General features: G+C 71.4%; 21 protein-coding genes and 1 pseudogene. 14 read left to right on the top strand and 8 right to left on the bottom strand.

Annotation, left to right across the window (positions count from 1 at the left end; all coding sequences use genetic code 11):
• The 3 genes from VIU94_RS15960 to VIU94_RS15950 all read right to left on the bottom strand — a co-directional run.
• Positions 1 to 341, bottom strand: a 341-nt coding sequence (locus VIU94_RS15960) for an MFS transporter (protein ID WP_331911960.1), incomplete at its 3' end; no start/stop codon positions are given.
• Positions 338 to 1,804, bottom strand: coding sequence for a 4-hydroxyphenylacetate 3-hydroxylase family protein (locus tag VIU94_RS15955; RefSeq protein ID WP_331911958.1), 1,467 nt, complete (start codon positions 1,802 to 1,804; stop codon positions 338 to 340). The genes VIU94_RS15955 and VIU94_RS15960, both read right to left, overlap by 4 nt.
• Before the next feature lie 102 nt (positions 1,805 to 1,906).
• The gene (locus tag VIU94_RS15950; RefSeq protein WP_331911956.1) at positions 1,907 to 2,857 is read right to left on the bottom strand and encodes an AraC family transcriptional regulator; all 951 of its coding nucleotides are present in this window, start codon (positions 2,855 to 2,857) and stop codon (positions 1,907 to 1,909) included.
• Positions 2,858 to 2,973: 116 nt separating this feature from the next.
• Here VIU94_RS15950 and VIU94_RS15945 point away from each other — a divergent pair, with 116 nt between their 5' ends.
• From VIU94_RS15945 to glgB, 5 genes are all read left to right on the top strand, one after another.
• Positions 2,974 to 3,915: an SDR family oxidoreductase gene (locus tag VIU94_RS15945; RefSeq protein WP_331911954.1), complete on the top strand. Its 942-nt coding sequence runs from the start codon at positions 2,974 to 2,976 to the stop codon at positions 3,913 to 3,915.
• A gap of 325 nt (positions 3,916 to 4,240) precedes the next feature.
• The gene (locus VIU94_RS15940; protein WP_331911964.1) at positions 4,241 to 6,229 is read left to right on the top strand and encodes an alpha-1,4-glucan--maltose-1-phosphate maltosyltransferase; all 1,989 of its coding nucleotides are present in this window, start codon (positions 4,241 to 4,243) and stop codon (positions 6,227 to 6,229) included.
• Positions 6,226 to 7,983 carry a maltose alpha-D-glucosyltransferase gene (treS, locus tag VIU94_RS15935; RefSeq protein ID WP_331911952.1) on the top strand — a complete coding sequence of 586 codons (1,758 nt, stop codon included), beginning with the start codon at positions 6,226 to 6,228 and terminating at the stop codon, positions 7,981 to 7,983. The genes VIU94_RS15940 and treS overlap by 4 nt, the downstream gene beginning before the upstream one ends.
• 219 nt (positions 7,984 to 8,202) lie before the next feature.
• Complete coding sequence (locus VIU94_RS15930; protein WP_331911950.1) at positions 8,203 to 9,582, top strand: maltokinase N-terminal cap-like domain-containing protein; 1,380 nt, start codon at positions 8,203 to 8,205, stop codon at positions 9,580 to 9,582.
• A 100-nt stretch (positions 9,583 to 9,682) separates the two neighbouring features.
• Complete coding sequence (glgB, locus tag VIU94_RS15925; protein WP_331911948.1) at positions 9,683 to 12,025, top strand: 1,4-alpha-glucan branching enzyme; 2,343 nt, start codon at positions 9,683 to 9,685, stop codon at positions 12,023 to 12,025.
• Here glgB and VIU94_RS15920 read toward each other — a convergent pair.
• On the bottom strand, positions 12,012 to 14,246 hold the full coding sequence (locus VIU94_RS15920; RefSeq protein WP_331911946.1) for a HelD family protein: 2,235 nt from the start codon (positions 14,244 to 14,246) through the stop codon (positions 12,012 to 12,014). The genes glgB and VIU94_RS15920 overlap by 14 nt on opposite strands.
• Before the next feature lie 133 nt (positions 14,247 to 14,379).
• Between VIU94_RS15920 and VIU94_RS15915 the strand changes: the two are divergent.
• From VIU94_RS15915 to VIU94_RS15890, 6 genes and pseudogenes are all read left to right on the top strand, one after another.
• A pseudogene (locus VIU94_RS15915) lies at positions 14,380 to 14,649 on the top strand (DUF6817 domain-containing protein); the annotation flags it as partial.
• A 185-nt stretch (positions 14,650 to 14,834) separates the two neighbouring features.
• Complete coding sequence (locus tag VIU94_RS15910; protein WP_331911944.1) at positions 14,835 to 15,845, top strand: recombinase family protein; 1,011 nt, start codon at positions 14,835 to 14,837, stop codon at positions 15,843 to 15,845.
• 5 nt (positions 15,846 to 15,850) lie between these two features.
• Positions 15,851 to 16,120, top strand: coding sequence for a hypothetical protein (locus tag VIU94_RS15905; RefSeq protein ID WP_331911942.1), 270 nt, complete (start codon positions 15,851 to 15,853; stop codon positions 16,118 to 16,120).
• A gap of 98 nt (positions 16,121 to 16,218) precedes the next feature.
• Positions 16,219 to 16,671, top strand: coding sequence for a hypothetical protein (locus VIU94_RS15900; RefSeq protein ID WP_331911940.1), 453 nt, complete (start codon positions 16,219 to 16,221; stop codon positions 16,669 to 16,671).
• Positions 16,672 to 16,942: 271 nt separating this feature from the next.
• On the top strand, positions 16,943 to 17,611 hold the full coding sequence (locus VIU94_RS15895) for a S1 RNA-binding domain-containing protein (protein ID WP_331911938.1): 669 nt from the start codon (positions 16,943 to 16,945) through the stop codon (positions 17,609 to 17,611).
• A 126-nt stretch (positions 17,612 to 17,737) separates the two neighbouring features.
• Complete coding sequence (locus VIU94_RS15890; protein ID WP_331911936.1) at positions 17,738 to 19,483, top strand: serine/threonine-protein kinase; 1,746 nt, start codon at positions 17,738 to 17,740, stop codon at positions 19,481 to 19,483.
• A 34-nt stretch (positions 19,484 to 19,517) separates the two neighbouring features.
• Here the strand turns inward: VIU94_RS15890 and VIU94_RS15885 are convergent.
• The 3 genes from VIU94_RS15885 to VIU94_RS15875 form a co-directional block, all read right to left on the bottom strand.
• Positions 19,518 to 20,347 (bottom strand): IS5 family transposase gene (locus VIU94_RS15885; RefSeq protein WP_331911962.1). Its coding sequence is split into 2 segments (ribosomal slippage): positions 19,518 to 20,003 and positions 20,006 to 20,347, totalling 828 coding nucleotides; the frame shifts between segments, so codons are not numbered across the junction.
• Between the two features lie 44 nt (positions 20,348 to 20,391).
• Entirely contained in the window at positions 20,392 to 20,748 is a 357-nt protein-coding gene (gene trxA, locus VIU94_RS15880) for a thioredoxin (protein ID WP_331911934.1), read from the bottom strand.
• A complete protein-coding gene (locus tag VIU94_RS15875; protein ID WP_331911932.1) occupies positions 20,745 to 21,143 on the bottom strand; it encodes a MerR family transcriptional regulator in 399 nt (132 codons plus the stop codon). Before VIU94_RS15875 ends, trxA begins: the two co-directional genes overlap by 4 nt.
• Positions 21,144 to 21,221: 78 nt before the next feature.
• Between VIU94_RS15875 and VIU94_RS15870 the strand changes: the two genes are divergently transcribed.
• A complete protein-coding gene (locus VIU94_RS15870) occupies positions 21,222 to 21,635 on the top strand; it encodes a pyridoxamine 5'-phosphate oxidase family protein (RefSeq protein ID WP_331911930.1) in 414 nt (137 codons plus the stop codon).
• Here VIU94_RS15870 and VIU94_RS15865 read toward each other — a convergent pair.
• Positions 21,625 to 22,173 carry an Lrp/AsnC family transcriptional regulator gene (locus VIU94_RS15865; protein ID WP_331911928.1) on the bottom strand — a complete coding sequence of 183 codons (549 nt, stop codon included), beginning with the start codon at positions 22,171 to 22,173 and terminating at the stop codon, positions 21,625 to 21,627. The two genes, VIU94_RS15870 and VIU94_RS15865, sit on opposite strands and share 11 nt — an antisense overlap.
• Positions 22,174 to 22,217: 44 nt before the next feature.
• Between VIU94_RS15865 and VIU94_RS15860 the strand changes: the two genes are divergently transcribed.
• Both VIU94_RS15860 and VIU94_RS15855 read left to right on the top strand, forming a co-directional pair.
• Positions 22,218 to 23,105 carry an NAD-dependent epimerase/dehydratase family protein gene (locus tag VIU94_RS15860; RefSeq protein WP_331911926.1) on the top strand — a complete coding sequence of 296 codons (888 nt, stop codon included), beginning with the start codon at positions 22,218 to 22,220 and terminating at the stop codon, positions 23,103 to 23,105.
• Positions 23,102 to 23,980 (top strand): aldo/keto reductase, encoded by an 879-nt coding sequence (locus tag VIU94_RS15855; protein ID WP_331911924.1) that lies wholly within the window; start codon positions 23,102 to 23,104, stop codon positions 23,978 to 23,980. The genes VIU94_RS15860 and VIU94_RS15855 overlap by 4 nt, the downstream gene beginning before the upstream one ends.
• The last annotated feature ends 248 nt before the right edge of the window (positions 23,981 to 24,228 follow it).

Genomic DNA, 24,228 nt, shown 5'->3' with positions numbered 1-24,228 from the left:
GCCGCGCCGACGCCCTGCGCGGTGCGGGCGGCGACGAGCACCCCGGAGGTCCCGGCGAGCGCGCCGGCCGCGGAGGCGGCGGCGAGCAGGGCGAGCCCGGCGAGGAACAGCCGCCGGTGACCGAACAGGTCGGCCGCCCGGCCGCCGATCAGCAGCAGCCCGCCGAAGGTGATCAGGTAGGCGTTGGCCACCCAGGACAGCCCGGCCGAGCCGGAGCCGAGCTCCGCCCCGACCGACGGCAGCGCGACGTTGACGATCGCGGTGTCCATGATCAGCAGCAGCTGCGTGGACGCGAGCAGCGCGAGCGCGGCCTTCGCCGAGCGGGCGGCGCTCCGGCTCATCGGCCGGTCCCGAGGCCGGCCCCGAGGCCGGTCCCCAGGCCGGTCCCCAGGTCGTAGCCGTCCAGGCAGGCCCGGGCCAGGGACTCGCAGTCGTCGGCGGCGCCCGCCCAGGTCTGCATGGTCAGGTAGACGTGCGGGGCGCCCTGGTAGAAGCGCTCGTACTGCTCGTGGCGGCCGGCGAACTCGGAGCCGAGCGCGTCCCAGGCCAGCTTGAGCAGCTTGATCCGGTCCTCGGCGGGGTCGGCGGGGGTGCGGAAGTACTGGCGTACCAGGGGCCCGAGTTCGGGGTGCACCAGGTCGGCGCCGGAGGCGGGGAGCTGGATGAGCGCCCCGCCGGCGAGCAGCTTGATGTCCTGGACGGCGCGCGGATAGAGCTCGCCGGCCATGATGCGCTGCGCGAAGGAGATCTCCTGGCCGGGCCGGACGCCGCCGCGGCCGCCGTCGACCTCCTCGTACGAGGCCTCGGCGGCCAGCACGAACGCCTTGGCCTGGGCGACCATGCCGAGCAGCCGGCCGACGGCCTGGGTGACCGGCGGCAGCTGGTCGGTGCCGTTGGAGCGGGCGATCAGGATCGCCAGGCCGGTGAGGAACTCCAGCTTGGTCCAGAAGCGGGTGGCCGACTGGTGGACGAAGTTCAGATAGGCCGGGGTCCGCCACCACATCGCGGCGGTGGTCTCCACCTCCCGGTAGGTCAGCACCCGCTCCCACGGCACGAAGACGTCGTCGCAGACGAGCAGCGCGTCGTTCTCGTCGTACCGGGAGGACAGCGGGTTGTCGAAGACGGAGCGGGCCCGGGCCTCGTACGACTGACGGGAGATCAGCTTCAGACCCGGGGTGTCCAGCGGGAGGGAGAAGGTCAGCGCCTGCTCGGCGTCGTCGGGGCCGAGCGGCTCGATGGTGCCGACGAGCACCTCGTCGGCGAAGACCGCGCCGGTGCCTATGGTCTTCGCGCCGCGGACGACGATGCCGCCGTCCTTCTCGGCGACGACGCCGACCCGCAGGTCGTCCTCGCCGCGCCCGGAGGCGGGGTTGGTGATGGTGAAGGCGCAGTACAGGTCGGACTCGGCGAGCCGCTGGTGGTACGCGCGCGCCTGGGCCGAGCCGTCGAACCGCTCGCCGCGGAAGACCTCCGGCTGGGCGGCGAAGCCGGCCGCGCCGCTCGCCATGTAGTCGGGGGTGCGGCCGAGGAAGCCGTAGCTCGCCTCCGCCCACACCTTGTACGCGCGGCGCCGGGCGACCAGGTCCTCGTACGAGCGGGGGACGGCGTAGGCGCGGTGCACCCCGCCCCGGGTGAGTACGGAGGCGTGCGCGGAGTCGTGCGCGAGGTCGTAGAGGCCGGCGAAGGACTGGGCGGTGGCCCGGAACCCCGGGTGCGCGGTGATGTCCTCGATCCGCTCGCCGTCGAGCCAGATCTCCCGCCCGTCGCGCAGCGATTCCAGATATTCCCGACCGGACCTGGTCACCAGTTCTCCTCATTGCCTCGCGAAAGTGCCTCTCGGAGCTTCCAGGGCTGCGCAGCCCACGGCAATGAACGTCCGTCCACCGGAACTTAAGAACCCGCCATTTCAGGCCGCGGCAGCGCCCGACCGATACTCCCCGGGGGTCTTCCCGAACCATTTACGGAACGCGAGATGGAAGCCGACCGCGCTCTGATAGCCGACCCGTTCCGGCACCGCCGACTGCGGCAGCGAGGTCTCGGAGAGCAGCCGCGCCGCCTCCTGCATCCGGCGGCCGGTCAGGTGCCGGGCGGGGGCCTCGCCGACGAGTTCGCGGAAGGCGGCTGTGAAGGCCGAGCGGGACATGCCGACCTCCTTGGCGAGCGACTCGATCGTCCAGGGCTCGGCGTACCGGGTCGCGATCATCACCAGGGCCCGGCTGATCCCGGGGTGGCGCAGCACGGGCAGCCCGTCGGGCGTCTCGGCGAGCTTGCGCAGCAGCGGGCGCAGCGCGAGGACCAGCGCCATCTCGAAGGCGCGCAACGTGATCAGCCGGTCGCCGGGTCCGACCGGCCGGTCCGGCGCGGCGAGCAGCCGCAGGGTGTCGCGGAGCAGCGGCTCCCGGTCGACCTGGCTGCGGTACAGGACCAGCGCCCACGGCAGCGCGCGGTAGAGCTCGGTGGCGGCGCTGGCGTCGTAGTGCAGTCCCGCGCACAGCAGCCGGCTCTCGGGGCCGTCCCCCTCGATGCGGATCTCGCCGGAGGTGCCGGGCTGCCGCTCGGGCAGCACGGCGCGCAGCGGGAGGCCCTGGCGGTCGGGGCGGTCGGCGAGCCGGTGGGCGACGCCGGTGGGGAAGACGATCAGGTCGCCGGAGCGCAATTCGATGGGGGTCTGCCCCTCGCCGGTGATCCAGCAGCCGCCCTCGGTCAGGTAGTGCAGTACGGCGCAGCTCTGCTCCGCGTCGCCCTCGATCGCCCAGGGCGCGCTGACCCGCCACCGGCTGTCGAAGACGCCGGTGAGACGGAGCGGCTGCAGCAATTCGCTGAGCAGGTCGTCACTGTCGGTTCGCACATTGTCCATGGACGATCCTTCAACTTCCGCCCCGGTTTGTTAATTGATCGGCCGAAGCCGCCGCCGCCAGCCTGAGAGAGCCGTCACGGCAGCAGCCACAGCCTATCGAAGGGCACTTCAGACACATGTCCGATCACATTCCGATGCGGGTAGCGGTCGTGGGAGCGACCGGGTTCCAGGGCGGCGCGGCAGCCCGCCTGTTGGCCGACCGGGGTCACCAGGTGCGGACCCTCAGCCGCCGGCCCGAGGCGGACCGTCCGCCGCTGCCCGGAGTGGCCTTCGTCGCCGGGGAGCTCGGTGATCCGGCCGCGGTCCGCCGGCTCTTCGAGGGGGTGACGCACGCGGCGGTGGTGCTGCCGCTGGAGTACGACCCGGAGCGGGTGCGGCGGTACGCGCGGAACATCGCGGAGGCCGCGAAGGACGCGGGCGTGCTGCGGCTCGTCTACAACGCGAACACCCGGATCCCGCAACTGCGCACCGACGTCGCGGCGTTCGAGACCCGGCGGCTCGCCGAGGAGGTGTTCCGGGCGAGCGGGGTCCCGCTGGTGGTGCTGCGGCCGCCGGTGTACCTGGACAACCTGTTCTCGCCGTGGAACGGCCCGGCGCTGGTCGACGAGGGCGTACTGGCCTACCCGCTGCCCGCGGACACCCCGACGGCCTGGATCTCGCACCGCGACCTCGCCGGGGCGGTGTACGCCGCGCTGACCCGGGACGGTCTGGAGGGCCGGACCTTCGACATCGGCGGCGCCGGCTCGCTCACCGGCCCGGAGCTGGCCGAGGCGTTCGGCCGGGGCCTGGGCCGTACGGTCCGGTACCTGCCGCTGGACCCGCAGGTGTTCGAGCGCGGCCTCGCCGAGCTGATCGGCCCTGACGCGGCGGCCGGCGTGGCCGGGATCTACCACTACATGGCCTCCGGTGCGGACCCGCGGCTGATGGCGGCCGACGACGGCGTCGCGGCCAGGGTGCTCGGCCTGTCCCCGACGCCGACGGAGGAGTGGGTGAGCCGCCGGCCGTGGCAGATCTGGTCCCGCGACTCCGAGGAACGGGGCGCACCCTCCCAGGGCTGACGCGCCCGAGGGGAGCCCCGCGCGCCCCCGTCGATCCCGCGCACCACCGCCACCGGCCTCGTCCACAAGGACGAGGCCGGTTTCTTGTCCGGGAGACGTTCTTGCTCTCGCGGCTACGTCCGAGTAGTTAACAAAGCGCCGGATTGCCCACCCTGATACCGGGGCAAGGCTCCCCGGTAGGCACGCGCAGGCCCCCAGTAGACGCCCATCCGAGTGAACGCGGACAGGAGCGGCCATGCCCGCAACCCCTCTGCCGTCGACGGAGCTACAAAGAGCGCACCACCCGCACCCCCGTGAGCAACCCCCAGGTGATTCCGTGAACTCGCTGATTGGTCGCATTCCCGTCCTCGACGTCCGCCCGCTGGTCGACTGCGGACGCCGCCCCGCGAAGGCGGTGGTCGGAGAGACCCTCACCGTGACCGCCACCGTCTTCCGCGAGGGCCACGACGCCGTCGCCGCGAACGTGGTGCTCAAGGACCCGTCCGGACGCCCGGGCCCCTGGACCCCGATGCGTGAACTCGCCCCCGGCACGGACCGCTGGGGCGCCGAGATCACGCCGGAGGCCGAGGGCCGCTGGACGTACACGGTCGAGGCCTGGAGCGACCCGGTCGCCACCTGGCGGCACACCGCCCGGATCAAGATCCCGGCGGGCCTCGACACCGAACTCGTCCTCGCCGAGGGCGCCGAGCTGCACGAACGCGCCGCGAAGGGCGTACCGAAGAAGGGCGGCGGCCGCGAGGCGGTACTGGCCGCCGCCGACGCGCTGCGCGACGAGAACCGCCCGGCGGCGGCCCGGCTCGCCGCCGCACTCGCACCCCAGGTGACGGAGGCCCTGAACCGCTTCCCGCTGCGCGAACTCGTCAGCAGCGCCCGGCCGTTGCCGCTCCTCGTGGAGCGCGAGCGGGCCCTGTACGGCTCCTGGTACGAGTTCTTCCCGCGCTCCGAGGGCGCCCGCCGGGTCCGCGGCAAGCTGGTCTCCGGCACCTTCCGCACCGCGGCCGAACGACTGCCCGCGGTCGCCGCGATGGGCTTCGACGTGGTCTACCTGCCTCCGATCCACCCGATCGGGGTCACACACCGCAAGGGCGCCAACAACACGCTCTCCGCGGGCCCCAGGGACGTCGGCGTGCCGTGGGCGATCGGCTCGCACGAGGGCGGCCACGACGCGGTCCACCCGGACCTCGGCACCCTTGAGGACTTCGACGCGTTCGTGGCCCGCGCCCGCGAGCTGCGCCTGGAGATCGCCCTGGACTTCGCGCTGCAGTGCTCCCCCGACCACCCGTGGGTGGACAAGCACCCGGAGTGGTTCCACCGCCGCGCGGACGGCTCGATCGCGTACGCGGAGAACCCGCCGAAGAAGTACCAGGACATCTATCCGATCGCGTTCGACAGGGACATGGACGGCATCGTCGAGGAGACGGTGCGGGTGCTGCGGCACTGGATGGACCACGGCGTGCGGATCTTCCGGGTGGACAACCCGCACACCAAGCCGGTGGTGTTCTGGGAGCGGGTGATCGCCGAGATCAACGGCGCCGACCCCGATGTGATCTTCCTGGCGGAGGCGTTCACCCGGCCCGCGATGATGAAGACCCTGGGCGCGGTCGGCTTCCAGCAGTCGTACACGTACTTCACCTGGCGCAACACCAAGCAGGAGCTGACCGAGTACCTCACCGAGCTGTCCGGGGAGTCGGCCGACCTCATGCGGCCGAACCTGTTCGTGAACACCCCGGACATCCTGCACGCCTACCTCCAGAAGGGCGGCCGGCCGGCGTTCGAGGTGCGGGCGGTGCTCGCGGCCACGCTGTCGCCGACCTGGGGCGTGTACGCGGGGTACGAGCTGTGCGAGAACACCCCGCTGCGGGACGGCAGCGAGGAGTACCTGGACTCGGAGAAGTACGAACTGCGGCCCCGTGACTGGGAGTCGGCGGAACGCTCGGGCGCGTCGATCGCGCCGCTGATCACCGCGCTCAACCGGATCCGGCGGCGGCAGCCGGCGCTGCGCCGGCTGCGCGGGCTGCGCTTCCACGACACGGACAACGACGCGGTGATCGCGTACAGCAGGCGGGCGGGTTCGAACACCGTTCTGGTGGTGGCGAACCTCGACCCCCACCACACCCAGGAGGCCACGGTCTCGTTGAACATGCCGGAACTCGGCCTGAACTGGCACGAGACCGTTCCGGTGCGCGACGAGCTCACCGGCGAGACCTATCACTGGGGCAGGGCCAACTACGTGCGCCTCGAGCCGGGCATCACGCCCGCGCACGTCCTCACCCTGCGACCGTCCCCGCAGACCGGAGGGTCACCCACATCATGATGATCAACGAACCCGTCCCCGACACCTTCGAGGACACCCCCGCCAAGGACCGTGATCCGGACTGGTTCAAGCGGGCGGTGTTCTACGAGGTGCTGGTCAGGTCCTTCCAGGACAGCAACGGCGACGGCGTCGGCGACCTCAAGGGCATCACCGCCAAGCTCGACTATCTGCAGTGGCTGGGCATCGACTGCCTCTGGCTGCCGCCCTTCTTCAAGTCCCCGCTGCGGGACGGCGGGTACGACGTCGCGGACTACACGTCCGTGCTGCCGGAGTTCGGCGATCTCGCCGACTTCGTGGAGTTCGTCGACGCCGCCCATCAACGCGGGATGCGCGTGATCGTCGACTTCGTCATGAACCACACCAGCGACCAGCACCCGTGGTTCCAGGAGTCCCGCGCCGATCCGGACGGCCCGTACGGCGACTACTACGTCTGGGCCGACGACGACAAGCAGTACCAGGACGCGCGGATCATCTTCGTCGACACCGAGACGTCCAACTGGACCTTCGACCCGGTCCGCAAGCAGTACTTCTGGCACCGCTTCTTCGCGCACCAGCCGGATCTCAACTACGAGAACCCGGCGGTGCAGGAGGAGATCATCTCGGCGCTGCGGTTCTGGCTGGACCTGGGCATCGACGGCTTCCGGCTCGACGCGGTGCCGTACCTGTACCAGCAGGAGGGCACCAACTGCGAGAACCTCCCGGCGACCCACATGTTCCTGAAGCGGGTCCGCAAGGAGATCGACGCGCACTACCCGGACACGGTCCTGCTCGCCGAGGCGAACCAGTGGCCGGAGGACGTGGTGGACTACTTCGGCGACTTCCGCTCCGGCGGGGACGAGTGCCACATGGCGTTCCACTTCCCCGTGATGCCCCGGATCTTCATGGCCGTGCGGCGCGAGTCGCGCCACCCGGTCTCCGAGATCCTGGCCAAGACCCCGGCGATCCCGGCGGGCTGCCAGTGGGGCGTCTTCCTGCGCAACCACGACGAGCTGACCCTCGAGATGGTCACCGACGAAGAACGCGACTACATGTACGCGGAGTACGCCAAGGATCCGCGGATGCGGGCCAACATCGGCATCCGCCGCCGGCTCGCGCCGCTCCTGGACAACGACCGCAAGCAGATGGAGCTGTTCACCGCGCTGCTCTTCGCGCTGCCCGGCTCGCCGGTGCTGTACTACGGCGACGAGATCGGGATGGGCGACAACATCTGGCTCGGCGACCGGGACGGCGTACGCACCCCGATGCAGTGGACCCCGGACCGCAATGCGGGCTTCTCGTCCTGCGACCCGGGCCGGCTGTATCTGCCGACCATCATGGATCCGGTCTACGGCTACCAGGTCACCAACGTCGAGGCGTCGATGGCCTCGCCGTCCTCGCTGCTGCACTGGACGCGGCGGATGATCGAGATCCGCAAGCAGAACCCGGCGTTCGGCCTGGGCTCCTACACGGAGCTGCCCTCGTCGAACCCGGCGGTGCTCGCGTTCCTGCGGGAGTACGGCGACGACCTGGTGATGTGCGTGAACAACTTCTCACGGTTCGCACAGCCGACGGAGCTGGACCTGAGGCAGTTCAACGGGCTGCGCCCGGTGGAGCTGATCGGCGGGGTGACGTTCCCGCCGATCGGCGAGTGGCCGTACCTGCTGACCCTGGCGGGCCACGGCTTCTACTGGTTCCGGTTGCGCAAGGACGGTACGCCGCGGGCCGAGTCGGCGCCGGCCCCGGCGGTCTCGGTGAAGCTCAACCAACGAGGCTGACGAGTCGTCAGAGATAGTCCGGTGCGGGGCGGTTTCCGCCGCCCCGCCCTGGGCAGTCTGACCCTCATACACCGAATCGGGTCCATAAGGGCCTTCTCGTCGGGCCCATACGGATCTTCCCCATCCGACACGTCCCGCACAGCCGGACAGCCGTAGCCGCAATCCGGGACACTCTGCGCAATCATCAACGAGCTGCGCCCGGGGAAAGGACGCGACGCAATGCCGGAGACCGCCTCCACCACCCGGGCCCCGGCCGCCCTCCTCCCGTCCCTCGCGCCCCTGCTCCATGAATGGCTGCCCCGGCAGCGCTGGTTCGCGGGCAAGGGACGTGCGGTGAACGGTTTCGCCCTGGACGCGGCGACGGAGTTGCTGCCGCCGGAAGGGCCGGGGCCGGGGCTGCTGCATCTGCTGGTCCGGGTCGAGCAGCCGGGGCTCCCGGCCGGAACGCCCGCGGACTGCTACCAGTTACTGCTCGGCGTGCGGACCACCGTGCCGCCGCGGCTCGCGCCGACGCTGATCGGCCGGGTCCGCCAGGGACCGCTGGCCGGCCGCGCGGTCTACGAGGGGCTGCGCGATCCGCGGCTCGCCGGGCTGCTGTACGAACGGCTGCGCACCCCGGGCGCGCTCGGGCCGCTGCGGTTCGCCCGGACCGCCCCGCTGCCGCCCGCGCTCGCGCCGCGGATGCTGGACGCCGAGCAGTCCAACTCCTCGCTGGTGTTCGGAGATCAGTACATCCTGAAGATCTTCCGGAGGGTGAGCCCGGGCGCCAACCCGGACCTGGAGCTGCCCCTGGCCCTGGCCGGCGCGGGCTGCGCCCGGGTCCCGGCGCCGGTGGCCTGGTTCGAGACCGGTTCCGCGACCGGGCCCAGCACGCTCGGGGTGCTCCAGCCCTACCTGCGCGACTCCCGTGACGGCTGGCGGCTCGCCCTGGACGCGCTCGCCGACGGCCGGGAGTTCACCGCCGAGGCGCACGCCCTCGGCCGGGCCACCGCCGAGGTGCACACCGCCCTCGCGGCCACGCTGCCCACCGAGCCGCTGCACCGCGCGCAGACCGAGCGGCTGGCCGAGGCGATGGCGTCCCGGCTCGACGCCGCCGTGCAGGCGGTGCCCGCGCTGCTGCCGTACGTGAAGGGGCTGCGGGAGGTCTTCGCGCAGTACGGCCGGCATGCCCCCGCCCGGGCGGACGGCGCAGCACGGCTCGCCCAGCGGGTGCACGGCGACCTGCATCTGGGACAGACGCTGCGGTCCGCCGACGGCGCCTGGTCGGTCATCGACTTCGAGGGCGAGCCCGCCAAGCCGCTGGCCGAGCGGCGCAGCCCGCAGCCCCCGGTCCGTGACGTCGCCGGGATGCTCCGCTCCTTCGACTATGCGGCCCGCACCCACCGCCCCTGGAACGACGGCTGGGCGGCCCGCTGCCGCGACGCGTACTGCGCGGGCTACGCCGACGCCTCCGGCGTCGACCCGCGCGCGGACCCGTCGTTGCTGCGCGCCTACGAGACCGACAAGGCGGTCTACGAGGTCGTGTACGAGGCCCGGCACCGCCCGGACTGGCTGCCGGTGCCGATGGCGGCGATCCACCGTTTGGCGGCGGGTTCGTGACGCCGTCGGCCGCGCCCGCGTTCTCCCTTCCGCGAACCCCCATCACCCTGCCCACCCCGCCCAGCCAGACCCGCCCGATCCGCTCCCAGGAGGAATCGACGTGACCGCCCGACCGCCCGCGCGCAAGACGGCCCGGAAGACGACCGACGAGGAGATCCCGACCGCGCGGAAGGCGGCCGCGAAGCCACCCGCGCCACGGAAGGAGAGCGCCGGCCCGGAGACCCGTACCGTCCGCCCGGCCCCGGCCCTGGACCCGGGCGAGCGGGCGCGACTGCTGGCCGGCGAGCACCACGACCCGCACGCGCTGCTCGGCGCACGGCTGGTCCGCGGCGGAGTGCTCGTCCGGGTGCTGCGGCCGTACGCGCGGCAGGTCGCCGTCGTGACCAAGGGCGCCCGCGGCGCCAAGGGCAGGCGGGCCGAGCTGCACGACGAGGGCGACGGACTCTTCTCCGGCGTGCTGCCGCTGCTGCGCAAGGTCCCCGACTACGAGCTGCTCGTCCGCTACGACGGGGACGAGGTCCCGTTCAACGACCCGTACCGCTTCCTGCCCGCGCTCGGCGAGTTCGACCTGCACCTGATCGGCGAGGGCCGGCACGAGCAGCTGTGGACGGCGCTCGGCGCGCGGACGATGACCCACGAGGGCGTCGCCGGCACCCGGTTCACCGTCTGGGCGCCGAACGCGCGCGGGGTGCGGCTCGCCACCGACTTCAACTACTGGGACGGCACCGGACTGCCGATGCGCTCGCTGGGCGCGACCGGCGTCTGGGAGCTGTTCCTGCCCGGGGTCGGCGAGGGCACGCTCTACAAGTACGACATCACCCGGCCCGACGGCAGCCACTCGCTGCGCGCCGACCCGATGGCGCAGCACACCGAGTGCCCGCCGAACACCTCCTCGGTCGTGACCGCCTCGCACCACACATGGAGCGACCAGGAGTGGATGGCGGGCCGGGCCGCCCGGCCGCACCACGAGGCCCCGCTCTCCGTCTACGAGGTGCATCTGGCCTCCTGGCGGCCGGGGTTGACGTACCGCCAGCTCGCCGAGCAGCTGCCCGCCTACGTACGCGATCTCGGCTTCACGCACGTGGAGTTCATGCCGGTCTCCGAGCATCCTTTCGGCGGCTCGTGGGGCTACCAGGTGACCGGCTTCTACGCGCCGACCGCGCGGCTGGGCACGCCGGACGACTTCAAGCACCTGGTCGACGCGCTGCACCGGGCCGGGATCGGCGTCCTGATGGACTGGGTGCCGGCGCACTTCCCGCGCGACGACTGGGCGCTGGCCGAGTTCGACGGCCGTCCGCTGTACGAGCACGAGGACCCGCGCAGGTCCGCCCACCCGGACTGGGGGACGCTGGAGTTCGACTACGGCCGCAAGGAGGTGCGGAACTTCCTCGTCGCCAACGCGGTGTACTGGTGCGAGGAGTTCCACATCGACGGGCTCCGCGTCGACGCGGTCGCCTCGATGCTGTACCTCGACTACTCGCGCGAGCACGGCGAATGGGCGCCGAACGAGCACGGCGGCCGGGAGAACCTGGACGCGGTGCGGTTCCTGCAGGAGATGAACGCGACGGTCTACCGCCGCTGCCCCGGCATCATCACCTTCGCCGAGGAGTCGACCGCCTGGGACGGCGTGACCCGGGCGACGGACCAGGTCGGTCCGGGCGGCTTCGGCGGGCTCGGCTTCGGCATGAAGTGGAACATGGGCTGGATGCACGACTCGCTCGGCTACGTGGCCAAGGAGCCGGTGCACCGCAAGTACCACCACAACGAGATGACCTTCTCGATGGTGTACGCGTACAGCGAGAACTACATCCTGCCGATCTCGCACGACGAGGTGGTGCACGGCAAGCAGGCGCTGGTCTCCAAGATGCCTGGGGACTGGTGGCAGCAGCGCGCGAACCACCGCGCCTACCTGGGCTTCATGTGGGCCCATCCCGGCAAGCAACTGCTGTTCATGGGCCAGGAGTTCGCGCAGGGCGCGGAGTGGTCCGCGGACCACGGCCCGGACTGGTGGCTGCTCGACCCGGCGTACGGGGCCGAGCCGGACCACCGGGGCGTACGGGACCTGGTCCGCGACCTGAACACGGTGTACAGCGCGACGCCCGCGCTGTGGCAGCGGGACACCGTCCCCGAGGGCTTCTCGTGGGTCGCGGGCGACGCGGCGGAGGACAACGTCTTCGCGTTCCTGCGGTACGACGCCGAGGGCTCCCCGCTCCTCGCGGTCTGCAACTTCTCGCCGGTGGTCCGGCACGACTACCGGCTCGGCGTACCGGACCAGGAGGCGGCCTGGGCGGAGGTGCTCAACACCGACGCCGCGCGGTACGGCGGCGGCGACGTGGTGGGCACGGACCCGGTGAAGACCGAGTCCGTGCCGTGGCACGGCCGCCCGGCGAGCGTCCGGCTGACGCTGCCGCCGCTGGCGACGGTGTGGCTCAGGCCCGCCTGATGACGCCCAGGCGCTGAGTGGCCCGGGTCAGCGCCACGTACAGGTCGTTGACGCCGTGCGGGTCGCCGTCCCGGATGCCGTCCGGGTCGACGACGAGCACCGAGTCGAACTCCAGGCCCTTGGCCTGACGCGGGTCGAGCAGCACGACGGGCCGGGTCAGGTCGGGGACGGGCCCGTGCGCGGCGTCCGGGAGCGCGGCGATCAGCTCGGGGTGGAGCGCCGCGGGGGCGATCACGGCGAGCCGTCCCTCGGCGGGCGGCTCGGCGGCGACTGCGTCCGCGGCCTCCTTGACCGGGTCGTCGACGGTCCGCTCCCACGGCTGGGCGCCGGTGGAGCGGACCGAACGCGGCGGTTCGAAGGCGGGGTCGTGGGCGCGCCGGACGTCGGCGGCGACGGCCATGATCTCCGCCGGGGTGCGGTAGTTGACGCCGAGCCGGACGAGCTCCCAGCGGTCCTCCACGTACGGCGCGAGGATCTCCTGCCAGGAGCCGACGCCGGCCGGGTCGCCGGTCTGGGCGGGGTCGCCGACGAGGGTCATGGACCGGGTGGGGCTGCGGCGCATCAGCAGCCGCCACATCATCGCGGACAGCTCCTGCGCCTCGTCGACGATGATGTGCCCGAAGGTCCAGGTCCGGTCGGCGGCGGCGCGTTCGGCGGCGCTGCGGTGGTCGGCCTCCTCGTGCCGCTCGGCGAAGCGCTCCGCGTCGATGATGTCGTGCGCGGACAGCACCTCGGAGGCGTCCTTGTCGAGCTCCTCCTTGTCCTCGAACTCGTAGGTCCGCGAGGCGTAGGAGACGTCGAGGACGCCCTGCGCGTACTGGATCTGCCGCAGCCGCTCGGCCTGCTCGGCGGCCCGTGCCGCTGTGTCGTCCTCGCCGAGCAGCTCGGCGGCCTCGTCGAGGAGGGGCACGTCGGCGGGGGTCCAGGGGGCCGGCCGGTCGCGGCGGATCGCCTCGATGTCCGCGACGGGCAGGTGGGTCGGCTCGGCGAGGTAGTCGGCGAGGAACTCCTGCGGGGTGAGCGGCGGCCAGAGGGTGTCGATCGCGGCGTACACGTCCGGGTTGGCGGCGATGCCCTTGGCGAGCAGGGCGACGTCGTCGGGGCCGAGGAAGTTGGGGCCGCCGTAGGGGTCCGCGCCGATCCGGTCGGCGAGCTGCTCGGCGAGCGCGTCGAGGATCCGGAAGACGAAGAACGGGCGGGCGAGGTTGTGCGGGAGCATGGTCTCGCGGGCCTTGTGGCGGGCTTCGAGGGCCATGTCCCAGTCGATGATCAGGTCGCCGTCCTCGTGCGGGACGATGAGCGGCTCGCCGCGCTCGGGGACCTGCTGCCGGTCGCGCACGGCGCGGTCCAGGGCCTCGGCCATGGCGGCGGAGCCCTTGACGGCGACGGCGCGCGGGATGTCCGTGCCGGTGGCGTGGACGCCGGGGAACAGCTCGCCGGGGGTGGCGAGCAGCACGCCGGTCTCGCCGAGGGAGGGCAGGACGTTGCCGATGTAGCCGAGGAAGGCGGGGTTGGGGCCGACGATGAGCACGGCCCGGCGGGCCAGCTGCTCGCGGTGCGCGTAGAGCAGGTACGCGGCGCGGTGCAGCGCGACGGCGGTCTTGCCGGTGCCGGGGCCGCCCTCGACGACGAGGACGCCGCGGTGCGGTGAGCGGATGATGTTGTCCTGCTCGGCCTGGATGGTCTGCACGATGTCGTGCATCCGGCCGGTGCGGGCCGCGTCGAGGGCGGCGAGCAGCACCTCGTCGGCGTCGGGGTTCTCGTGCCCGGTGCGGGTGGTGTCGGCGAGGTCGAGCACCTCGTCGTGGAGCGAGACGACCTCGCGCCCCTGGGTGGTGATGTGCCGCCTGCGCTGGAGCCCCATGGGCTCGTAGCCGGTGGCGAGATAGAACGGCCGGGCGACGTCGGCGCGCCAGTCGAGCACGAGCGGCGTGCGCTGCTCGTCGTCCTCCCGGATCCCGAGCCGTCCGATGTGGTGGTCGGCCCCGTCCCGGAACACCAGCCGCCCGAAGCAGAGCCCGGTCTCACCGGCGTTGTACGCGGCAAGCAGCCCCGACTGCTCGGCGACCATCACGTCCCGGTCCCGCCGCGCCTGCATGGTGCTGCCGGGGTCCTTGAGGGCGGCGGCCACCGCGCGCTCGGCCTGGTCGCGCAGGTCGTCGAGGCGTGCGTAGAGACCGGTGATGAATTGTTGCTCGTTCCGGAATTCCTCGGTTGACAATTCGACTCCCGCCGCGATAAAGTGCGTTTACTGAACCGCGTACACACATTGCCGTGTGCGCACACAGAGCAGATCAATATACCCGCCGAATTACCTCGACTGTCAATTCTAGGTCGGGGTATTTTTGTGCGCCATGGGGAGACACGAGGCGGCCCGCGAGCTGCTCACGACGTGCGGCGCGGCCACGATCGACCACCCGGGCGGCACCCTGCTCGCCCACCTCGACCGCGTCGAGTCCCGCCTCGCCAGGTGGGGTGCGAGGGACGAACTGCGCCTGGCCGGCCTGTGCCACGCCTTCTACGGCACGGACGGCTTCGCCGAGACCCTGCTGCCCCTGGACCGGCGCGAGGTCCTGCGGGAGGCGATCGGCGAGGAGGCGGAGGAACTGGTCCACTTCTACGCCGGCCTCGGGGGCCAACGGAACAGTGGTTGGCGGTAGCGCCGCTTCCGGTTCGCGCGTCTCACAAACGAACATCTGTGAGAGTTCTGCGAGACCCCCCGGAGCGATCACGTTTCCGCAGGTCACCGTTCGCGAAAGCCCTCTCGAAACCCGCGCGTTGTGCGAGGCGCTTCTGAGAGACTCCGGCTATGGGTCTCACGCCCGATCAGGCCGCATTGGCGGTAGAGCGTCATGACTGCCCGAACTGTGACGCGCCCGCCGGCAGCGCCTGCCGCACCCGGGGCGGGAAGACCGCCGCGAAATACCACACCCCGCGCTTCGTCCTCGTCCCCGCGCTCCGGGAGGAGCTGGAGATCCCCGTCCCCGCCGACCGGCACCCGGGCCGCGCTTGGAAACCGGGCCCCGCGCTCGCAGTGGTGCCCGCGCCCCGCACCGAGCGCCCGGTCCGGATCGGGTACGCCCGCACCTCGACCGCGCGGCAGGGGCTGGCGAGCCAGCTCGAAGCCCTCCACCGGGCGGAGTGCCACAAGGTCTTCAAGGAGCAGATCAGCACCCGCATCAAGGTGCGGCCCGAGCTGGAGAAGGCGCTCGCGCTGGCCCGCCAGTTCAAGGAAGCCGCACCCGAGACGCCGGTCATCTTCACCGTCCACGAGCTGAAGCGTCTTGCCAGGAACGCGGCCGAGCTGATGATGCTGTCCGCTGAGCTCCAGGCCGGTGGCATCAAGCTCGAACTCCTTACCGGTCCGCTCAACGGGATCTACGACCCCAACGGCATGGGCGCCATGTTCTTCGCCGTGCTCGCCGTCGCCGGGCAGATCGAGCGCAACTACATCCGGGAGAAGACCCTCGAAGGCCAGGTCACCGCGGCGGCCAAGGGCAACCACGGCGGACGGCCGAAGGTCATCGACGACGACATGCTCACCTTTGCCGTCGCGCTGAAGGACAAGGGCGTCCCCGTCCCGGAGATCGCCAGGAAGCTGGTCATCAAGACCGGGAAGAACGCGGGCAAGAACCCCTCGGTCGCCTCGCTCTACCGGGCACTCGCCGAAGCCGAGGCCGCCGCGACGGACGACGGCCTGCCGCTGCGGCCCAAGTCCGTCCGCATCCGCCGGCCCGAGGACCCGCTCACCCCCGAGGAGATCGACCTCCGCGAACGCCTCCAGGCCGAGCCCCACCCGAACGCGGAGATCCGCAGCTAGAGCCCATGATCGTTCTCGGCGCCAACGGCTGTACCGATGTTCCCAAGGCCGGACTCGCCCGTCTCCGGGTCCGTGCAGCACACCACGAAGAGCAGCTGCAGGGTGCGTACGCAGAACTGCGCGAGCTCGGCGACCTGGCAGACCAAGAAGCAGACGCCGCGCCCGTGCGGCTTCTGCAGTGGCGCATTCAGGACGGCGAACACGCGCTCAACCAGTCCGAGGTCGCGCTGGCGCTGACTGAGCATCGGCTCGACAGCCTCCGAGAAGGCGCCTGACAGGCGGTCCCGGTCAGCCAAAGTCACCTATCCGTAGGATATTTTGACTGCCTTCTATCTCAAACCGACCTATCCAGAACGAACCATGGGGGAACGTCATGAGCATCACCAGGACCGCAGCACGTAGGACGCGGGCCAAGATCGCCGCGTCCATCGCGGCCCTGGCCGCGGGCTCACTCATACTCACCGCCTGCAGCGGAAGCAGCGACAGCGCCAGCAAGCTCGACGGTACCTACTACATCAAGGACGTCAACGGCACGTCCGACCTCGGCCAGCTGGTCGTCAAGGGCAACAGTGTCTCGCATCATGAGTACGACTGCGATGGTGTCTACGAGGAGCCGGACGTGACCAGCACCGGCGAGTTCAACAAGGATCAGTCCCAGATCATCTGGACGGTCGCCGGAGAGGACACCCGCAACGACCGGACCGGCAGCGAGTCAATCTCAACCAGCAACACCTCGATCAGCATCAGCGGTAGCCCGTACGTGCGTGACAACTCCGATGCCGGCAAGGCTCTGCTGGACGGCTTCAAGACCAAGTGCGGGAAGTAACGTCGACATCCCGCCGGCCGGCGAAGCAGCACAGAACCCCGTGGGCATCGCGTCCACGGGGTTCTGTCCCTCCTCGGCTGGCGAGGATCTTCCTCCGAACCCCCGCAGCAGGCCGATCACCTGTGCTAAACAACGAAGGGCAAGTGCTTAGCGCCAACGGCTGTACCGCTGGTCCCCAACGCCGTACGCGAGCTGCGACCGCGATTTCTCGTACGGCTCACTCGCCGATCCGGAGGGCCTGTTCCGCAACCGCTTCACGGGCGAGGAGTTCGTGCCGTCCGCCCGGCAACGGGCGGATTTCGCGGAGCTGACGGCGGCGAACGAGCTGGACGTCCTGGCGATGAACGCGACATTCCGGCGGGAGTACCGGGCGCCGCTGCTGCGGCTGTTCACGAGCTGGCGCTCACTGCTCAGCGAGCCGGCCCACGCTTTCGCCCGCGGACTGCTCTCGATGACGGTCGACGAACGCCGGGCCTTCCTGCGCGGCCTGCGCAAGGGCCAGGTCTTCACCGGCCGGGTCTCGTCCATCCAGAACTTCGGCGTCTTCGTCGACCTCGGGGGCGTCGACGGCATGATCAACGTGGCCGAGATCTCCTGGCATCACGTCGAGGCGCTGACTGACTTCGTCCAGGTCGGCGACCAGGTGTCCGTCGAGGTCCTCGACATCGACCTGGACCGGGATCGCATCGCCCTCTCCCGCAAGGCCCTGCTCCCCGACCCGTACCCCGAACTGGCCCGCACCCTGGCGGGCCGTGTCGTGACCGGCCCGGTCACCAGGGTCGTCCCGTTCGGCGTCTTCGTCCATGTCGCCGACGGCTTCGACGGCCTGCTGCGCAACGACTGCCTCGACGGCCGCACGCCACGAGAGGGCGACGAGCTGAGCGTCGAGGTGGTCGAGGTGGATCTCGTGCGGCGGCGGATCGTGCTGGGCCCGGCCTAGGGCCTTCGCCCAGAGGGCGGGCAGCCCCATACCTGCGCATGGCCGCCGCACTCCCCCCACGGTCCTGCCTCTAGTCTTGAGGCCGCGAGTTGATGGATCACGAACAACGAGGGAACGGAGCGTGCGGTGACCGCGGGGGAAGCGCATGGCGGAGATCTGATAGGCAAGCTGCTCGGCGGGCGATACCGGGTGACGTCCATGATCGGGCGCGGTGGCATGGGAGTCGTCGCCCGCGCGGTGGACGAAATGCTGAACCGAGAGGTCGCCGTCAAGGTCCTGCGGGCCTTCACCGACGCCTCCGCGGCCGAACTGGCCGATCTGCGGACCCGGATGCAGCGCGAGGCGCAGGCCGCCGCCCGTATCCGGCACAGCGGCGTGGTCACCGTGCACGACGTGACCGAGGAGCAGGGCCTGCCGGTCATCGTCATGGAACTCGTCGAAGGGTCCTCGCTCGACGACGTGCTGACGGAGCGTGGCGCTCTGGAGCCGCACGAGGCCGCGGCGATCGGCGCCAAGCTGATGGACGCGCTCGACGCCGCGCACCAGGTCGGCGTGCTGCACCGGGACGTCAAGCCCGCGAACGTGCTGCTGGAGCACGGCGGGAGGGTCGTCCTCACCGATTTCGGCATCGCCACCATGGAGACCTCCGGCGACGACGCCATGGCGAAGCTGACCCGCAGCGGGGACATCATCGGCTCCGTCGACTACCTGCCGCCGGAGCGCGCCCAGGGCCGGGAGCCCGGTCCCGCCTCGGACATCTGGTCGCTCGGCATGACGCTGTACGCGGCCGTCGAGGGCACCTCGCCGTTCCGCCGCAATTCCGCGTGGTCCACCCTGTCGGCCATCGTCACCGAGCCCCTGCCGGAGCCCCGCCGGGCCGGACCGCTCACACCGGTGCTCCAGGCGCTGATGGCGAAGGAACCGGAGAACCGGCCCACCGCGGACCAGGCGCGCGGCATGCTGGAGCGCGTCGCGTCGGGCGGGACGGTGCAGATCGCGTCCCCTGCCCCGACGCCCGCTCCCGCCACGGACCCTGCGGCCGCCGCCGCACCGGCCCCCGGGTTCGGCCCCCCGCTGTACCCCCAGCCCACCCCGCAGCCGCAGGCTCCGCAGGCCGGCTACGGCTACCCGCAGCCCAACGTGCCGTCGACGGTTCCGCAGCACGGCGCGCCGGCCGCGCACCCCGCCGGATTCCCCGCTCCCGAGACGAGCCGCACGGCAGCCCGGCGCGCACGGCGCCGCAGCAGCCGCACCGTCCTCGCGGCAGCGGCCGCCGTCGTGCTCATCGCCGCAGGCGGCGGGATCACCTACGCCCTGGTCGACCGACAGGACGACACGACCGTGAACGGCGCGCAGGACACGCCGCCCGGCGACGACGCCCCGATGGGCAGCCAGCGGCCGACCGGGAGCAGCAGCGCCCCGTCGTCCACCGCTTCTCCCGGCGCGTCCTCGAAGCCGCCGACCTCGAAGGAGCCGGACCCTCGCGAGGACGAGAAGCCGGGTCCCACGAAGAAGCCCGGCACCGAAGACGACAAGCCGGCCGAGAGCCCGTCGGCCCCTCCGAAGCCCAAGCCCACCCCGACGGCGACGGAGCCCACCCCGGTGTCGACGGCCTGCACCGGCTGGGCCCACGCGAACCGCAGCGACGCCTACGGCACCCTGGCCACGACGTCCCACCTCTACACCGGGCCGTACGCGGAATGCGGGTACGTGAGCGAGGTCAAGTCCGGTGTGAAGGTCTACTACCACTGCTACGTCACCAACGCCTACGGCAATAAGTGGATCTACGCCCGCATCGCGGGGACGAACACCGAAGGCTGGGCCTCCAGCACCAAACTCAGCAACGGGACCGTCTCCCTGCCGCGCTGCTAGGCCCGCAGAGGCCCCTAGGTTCTGTCGTCAAATGTCACGCCCACATCAGGAGTGACGCGAGGGTGACTGCTGCGTCGTAGGACTCGGCGGTCTTGTCGTACCGGGTGGCGATGCCACGCCACTGCTTCAAGCGGTTGAAGCACCGTTCCACGACGTTGCGGTGCTTGTAGATCTCGCGGTCGAAGGCCGGCGGGCGGCCTCCGCGGCTGCCTCGTCGGGCCCGGTTGCGGACCTGATCGGCCCGCTCGGGAATCGTGTGGGCGATGCCCTTGCGGCGGAGCCAGGTGCGGATCGCCTTCGAGCTGTAGCCCTTGTCGCCCAGGACGTGATCGGGCCGGACCCGGGGCCGACCCGGTCCCATCCGGGGCACCCGGATCGCCTCCATCACGGCGGTGAACCGCGTGCAGTCGTTGGTGTTGCCGCCCGTCACGACGAAAGCGAGCGGACGGCCTCGCCCGTCACAGGCCAGATGGATTTTGCTAGTCAGGCCGCCTCGGGACCGGCCGAGGGCCGGGTCGCGGAGCCCCCTTTTCGAGCCCCGGCTGCATGCTGGTGGGCCCGGACGACGGTGGAGTCGACCGACACCAGCCACTCGACGTCGCCTGCCGCGTCCGCCTTCGCTTGAGCGGCCCGCAGCATCCGGTCGAATGTTCCGTCCGCCGCCCACCTGCGGAAACGCGTGTGCAGCGTCGCCCACGGACCGTAGCGCTCGGGCACGTCCCGCCAGGCCGTCCCGGTCCGGAACTTCCACACGATCCCGTTCAGGACCCTGCGGTCGTCCAGCCGCTTGCGTCCCCGCAACGACTCGGGCAGCAGCGGCCGGACGAACTCCCACTCGGCGTCCGACAGTTCATGGCGACGTATCACGACACCATGATCCACCAACGGTGATCATTTGAAGACACTGCCTAGGCCCGGAGCGACGCCGGCTCGTCGAGCACGTCCGCCAGCTCCTCCAGGAGCCGGCGCTTCGGGCGGGCGCCCACCAGGGACTTCACCGGTTCGCCGGACCGGAAGACCATCAGGGTCGGGGTGGCCATGACCCCGTAGCGGATGGTCACGTCCGGGTTCCCGTCGACGTCCAGTTCCACGATCTTGAGGCGGTCCGCCTCCTCCTGGGCGATCGCGCCGAGGACCGGGGTGAGCTGGCGGCACGGGCCGCACCACTGCGCGGTGAACTTCACCAGGACCGGGCGGTCCGCGCCCAGCACCTCCGCGTCGAAGTCCGCGGTCGTGACCTCGGCGACGACCTGCTTCTGCGTCATCCTCTGCCTCCTAGTTCGCACGTGGGTTCCGGGCCGCCCGGCAGTTCCGCCTCGGCCCGCAGCAATTGCGCGGCGACCTGCGCCCGCACCGCCTGGAGCTGGTCGATCAGGCCGTCCAGCTCGGTGAGCTTGCTCCGGTAGACCTGCAGCGAGGCCGGACAGGCGTCGCCCGCCGGGTGGCCCGCCTGCAGGCACTCCACGAAAGGCCGCGTCTCCTCCAGGTCGAACCCGAAGTCCTGCAGGGTCCGGATCTGCTGGAGCAGCCGCAGGTCGTCCTCGTCGTAGGTGCGGTACCCGTTGTCCGTCCGCCGTGCGGGCAGGAGCCCCCGGGACTCGTAGTACCGCAGAGTCCGTGTGGTGGTTCCGGCCCGTTCGGCCAGCTCGCCGATGCGCATGCGTACGAACGTATGCCTTGACGCCGACGTCAAGGCAAGCGCCCGGTCCGCGCGGGCCCCCCGTGGTAGGCAGGGCACATGAAGCACGACGTACTGCTCAGGTTCCTGCGCGACCACCGGCTGGCCGTCCAGGCGTCCGTCGCCCCGAACGGCGCGCCCCAGGCGGCGGTCGTCGGGTACGCGGTCAGCGACGACCTGGAGATCGTGTTCGACACGGTCGAGTCGACGCGCAAGTACCACAATCTGAGCACCGATCCCCGGATCGCCCTGGTCATCGGCTGGGGCGAGGTCACCGCGCAGATCGAGGGCCTCGTGGACTTCCCCCAGGGTCCCGACCTGGAGCACCTGCGCGAGGTCTACTTCGCCGCGTACCCGGACGGCCGCGACCGCCTGTCCTGGCCCGGCATCACCTACGTACGGGTGCGGCCGCGCTGGGTGCGGTTCAGCGACTTCTCCCAGGAGCCCCCGGCGATCGAGGAGCTCACGCTGTAAACGGCCGGCCCTCCGCGGGCAGCAGCGGCTTTCGCTCCACGGGGGAGGACAGCACGATCGACGTGGTGGTGCGGCCCAGCGCGGAGGTCTGTTCCAGGATCTCTTCCAGGTGGATCGTGTCGGTGACGGCGACCTTGAGGATCCAGCAGTCCTCGCCGACCACGTGGTGGACCTCCAGGATCTCCGGCCGGGCGGTCAGCTCCAGGGTGCGCGGGTGCTTGAGGTTGTAGCCGCCGTGGGGGTCGACCCGGATGAACGCCTGGATGCCGTAGCCGAGCCGGGCGGGGGCGACGTGCGCGCCGTACCCGGTGATCGTGCCGCTCGCCTCCAGGCGGCGGACCCGCTCGGTGACCGCCGCCGGGCTGAGCCGGACCCGCCGGCCGAGCTCGCTGAGCTTGATGCGGCCGTCGGTCTGGAGAAGCTCCAGGATCTGCCGGTCCACGGCGTCGTGCGCGGCCCGTCCGGCGGCCGCCGAGGTTTCGACGGCGGCGGGGCGCAGATGCCGTGGTTCCTTCGGTGCGGCGTCCTGGACTCCCATGTTTCCCCCTTCAGAAGACGAGCGCACAACGTAACACTTGGGGTATGGAGATTTTGATCATCGGGGGAAATCGCTATTTCGGGCGGCGGTTGACGGATCGCCTGCTGCAATCCGGGCATTCTGTGAGCGTGTTGAATCGGGGCTCCTCCGTCCCGCCTGAAGGTGCCGCGCATCTCGTCGCCGACCGGAATGACGAGCGCGCCCTGGAAAAGGCTCTGGACGGGCGGACTTTCGACGTCGTCATCGACCAGGTCTGCTACACCCCGCGCCAGGCGGTCGTCGCGCAGCGCGTCATCGGGCCGCGCACCCGGCGTTATGTGATGACCTCGACGGTGGAGGTGTACGAGTACGAGAACTCCCCCGTGCCGCTTTCCGAGGACGCGCTCGACCTGGGCACGGTGACCGTCGACACGCGTCTTCCGTGGCACGACCCGGAATTCCTGGACGCGCACTACGGGGAGGGGAAGCGGCAGGCCGAAGCGGTGTTCGCGGCCGCGCCGGGGTTTGCGTACACGGCCGTGCGGGTGGCTCATGTGCTGGGCGGGGAGGACGACTTCACCGGGCGCGTCGCGCATTACGCGGAGCGGATCCGGGCCGGTGAGCCGATCTCGGTTCCGTCGGTGAACCACCCGGCGACCTATGTGTACGTCGAGGAGATCGCCGCATTCCTGGAATGGGCGGCCCATCAGGAATTCACCGGGCCTGTCAACGCGCATTCCCACGGGCCGCTGACCACCGCCGAGATCTGCGCGGAGATCGAGAAGCGGGTGGGCGGCCGGACCGTTTTCCAGGAGGTGGAGGTCGGCGAGGTGTCGCCGTTCTCCTTCGCCCGTTCCTACGGAATGGACAACGCGCGGGCGAGCGCGCTGGGTTACCGGTTCTCGCACACGTCCGAATGGCTCGGCACGGCAATCGAGGAGACTCTGCGATGAGGTACCGCACCCTGGGAGACCTGCGGGTGAGCGCGATCGGTCTGGGCGCGATGCCGCTGTCGATCGAGGGCGCGCCGGACGAGCGGCGCGCGCTGGCGACCGTGCACGCCGCGCTGGACGCGGGCGTGACCCTGCTGGACACGGCCGACTCGTACCACCCGCCGGGCGGCGAGCCGGGCGCGGGCGAGCTGCTCGTGGCCCGCGCGCTGAAGGCGTACGGCGGGGACGCGAGGAACGTCCTGGTGGCGACGAAGGGGGGCAGGGGCCGCACCGACGACGGCGGCTGGACGGTCGACGGGCGGCCGGAGCACCTGCGGCGGGCGGCGGAGGGCTCGCTGCGCCGGCTCGGCACGGACACGATCGGGCTGTACCAGCTGCACAAGCCGGACCCGGACGTGCCGTACGCCGAATCCCTCGGCGCCATCCGGGAGTTGCTGGACGCGGGCACGATCCGGCTGGCGGGGATCTCCAATGTGGACGCGGCGCAGATCCGGCTGGCCCGGGAGATCCTGGGCGACCGGCTGGTGTCGGTGCAGAACCGGTATTCGCCGGCGGTGCGGGACGCCGAGGCGGAGCTGCGGCTCTGCGCGGAGCTGGGGCTCGCGTTCATGCCGTGGAGCCCGCTCGGCGGGATCTCGCGCAGCTCGCTCGACGGGGGCTCCGCGCAGGAGGCGGACCCGCGGTTCGGGGCGTTCCACCGGGTGGCGCGGGAGCGCGGGGCGAGCCCGCAGCAGGTGGCGCTCGCGTGGCTGCTCGCCCGCTCCGAGACCGTGATCCCGATCCCCGGCGCGAGCCGCCCGGAGACGGCCCGCGCCTCGGCCGAGGCGGCCGAACTCGTGCTGGGCGAAGCAGAGTTGGCGGAACTCGATCGTTGAGAGGTCGAACGCGCCGGACCCATTGACGGGCCCGGCGCGTCCAACTACAAAAGCTGTCTGAGAGCGCTCTCAGCCCCCGCACACCGTCCTCCCCGGAGGTGTTCCCCCGTGAGTCGCGTCAGACGAACCTCCCACGCCCACCGCTCCCCCCTCATCGCCTCGGTACTGGCCGCCGCCCTCGCCGCCGCCGGCCTGCTCGGCCTCGGCGGGGCGAGCCCCGCCTACGGGGCGGTGCCGCCGCCCGCGCC

The organism is Streptomyces sp., from assembly GCF_036566765.1.
GTDB lineage: Bacteria > Actinomycetota > Actinomycetes > Streptomycetales > Streptomycetaceae > Streptomyces.
This window is presented reverse-complemented; position numbering and strand designations above follow the sequence as displayed.

Bases quoted from the DNA above. Each gene is read 5' to 3' on its own strand.
- VIU94_RS15950 (WP_331911956.1), bottom strand. From the start codon at position 2,857: ATGGACAATGTGCGAACCGACAGTGACGACCTGCTCAGCGAATTGCTG.
- VIU94_RS15945 (WP_331911954.1), top strand. From the start codon at position 2,974: ATGTCCGATCACATTCCGATGCGGGTAGCGGTCGTGGGAGCGACCGGG.
- treS (WP_331911952.1), top strand. From the start codon at position 6,226: ATGATGATCAACGAACCCGTCCCCGACACCTTCGAGGACACCCCCGCC.
- VIU94_RS15930 (WP_331911950.1), top strand. From the start codon at position 8,203: ATGCCGGAGACCGCCTCCACCACCCGGGCCCCGGCCGCCCTCCTCCCG.
- VIU94_RS15910 (WP_331911944.1), top strand. From the start codon at position 14,835: ATGGGTCTCACGCCCGATCAGGCCGCATTGGCGGTAGAGCGTCATGAC.
- VIU94_RS15905 (WP_331911942.1), top strand. From the start codon at position 15,851: ATGATCGTTCTCGGCGCCAACGGCTGTACCGATGTTCCCAAGGCCGGA.
- VIU94_RS15900 (WP_331911940.1), top strand. From the start codon at position 16,219: ATGAGCATCACCAGGACCGCAGCACGTAGGACGCGGGCCAAGATCGCC.
- trxA (WP_331911934.1), bottom strand. From the start codon at position 20,748: ATGACGCAGAAGCAGGTCGTCGCCGAGGTCACGACCGCGGACTTCGAC.
- VIU94_RS15875 (WP_331911932.1), bottom strand. From the start codon at position 21,143: ATGCGCATCGGCGAGCTGGCCGAACGGGCCGGAACCACCACACGGACT.
- VIU94_RS15870 (WP_331911930.1), top strand. From the start codon at position 21,222: ATGAAGCACGACGTACTGCTCAGGTTCCTGCGCGACCACCGGCTGGCC.
- VIU94_RS15865 (WP_331911928.1), bottom strand. From the start codon at position 22,173: ATGGGAGTCCAGGACGCCGCACCGAAGGAACCACGGCATCTGCGCCCC.
- VIU94_RS15860 (WP_331911926.1), top strand. From the start codon at position 22,218: ATGGAGATTTTGATCATCGGGGGAAATCGCTATTTCGGGCGGCGGTTG.
- VIU94_RS15855 (WP_331911924.1), top strand. From the start codon at position 23,102: ATGAGGTACCGCACCCTGGGAGACCTGCGGGTGAGCGCGATCGGTCTG.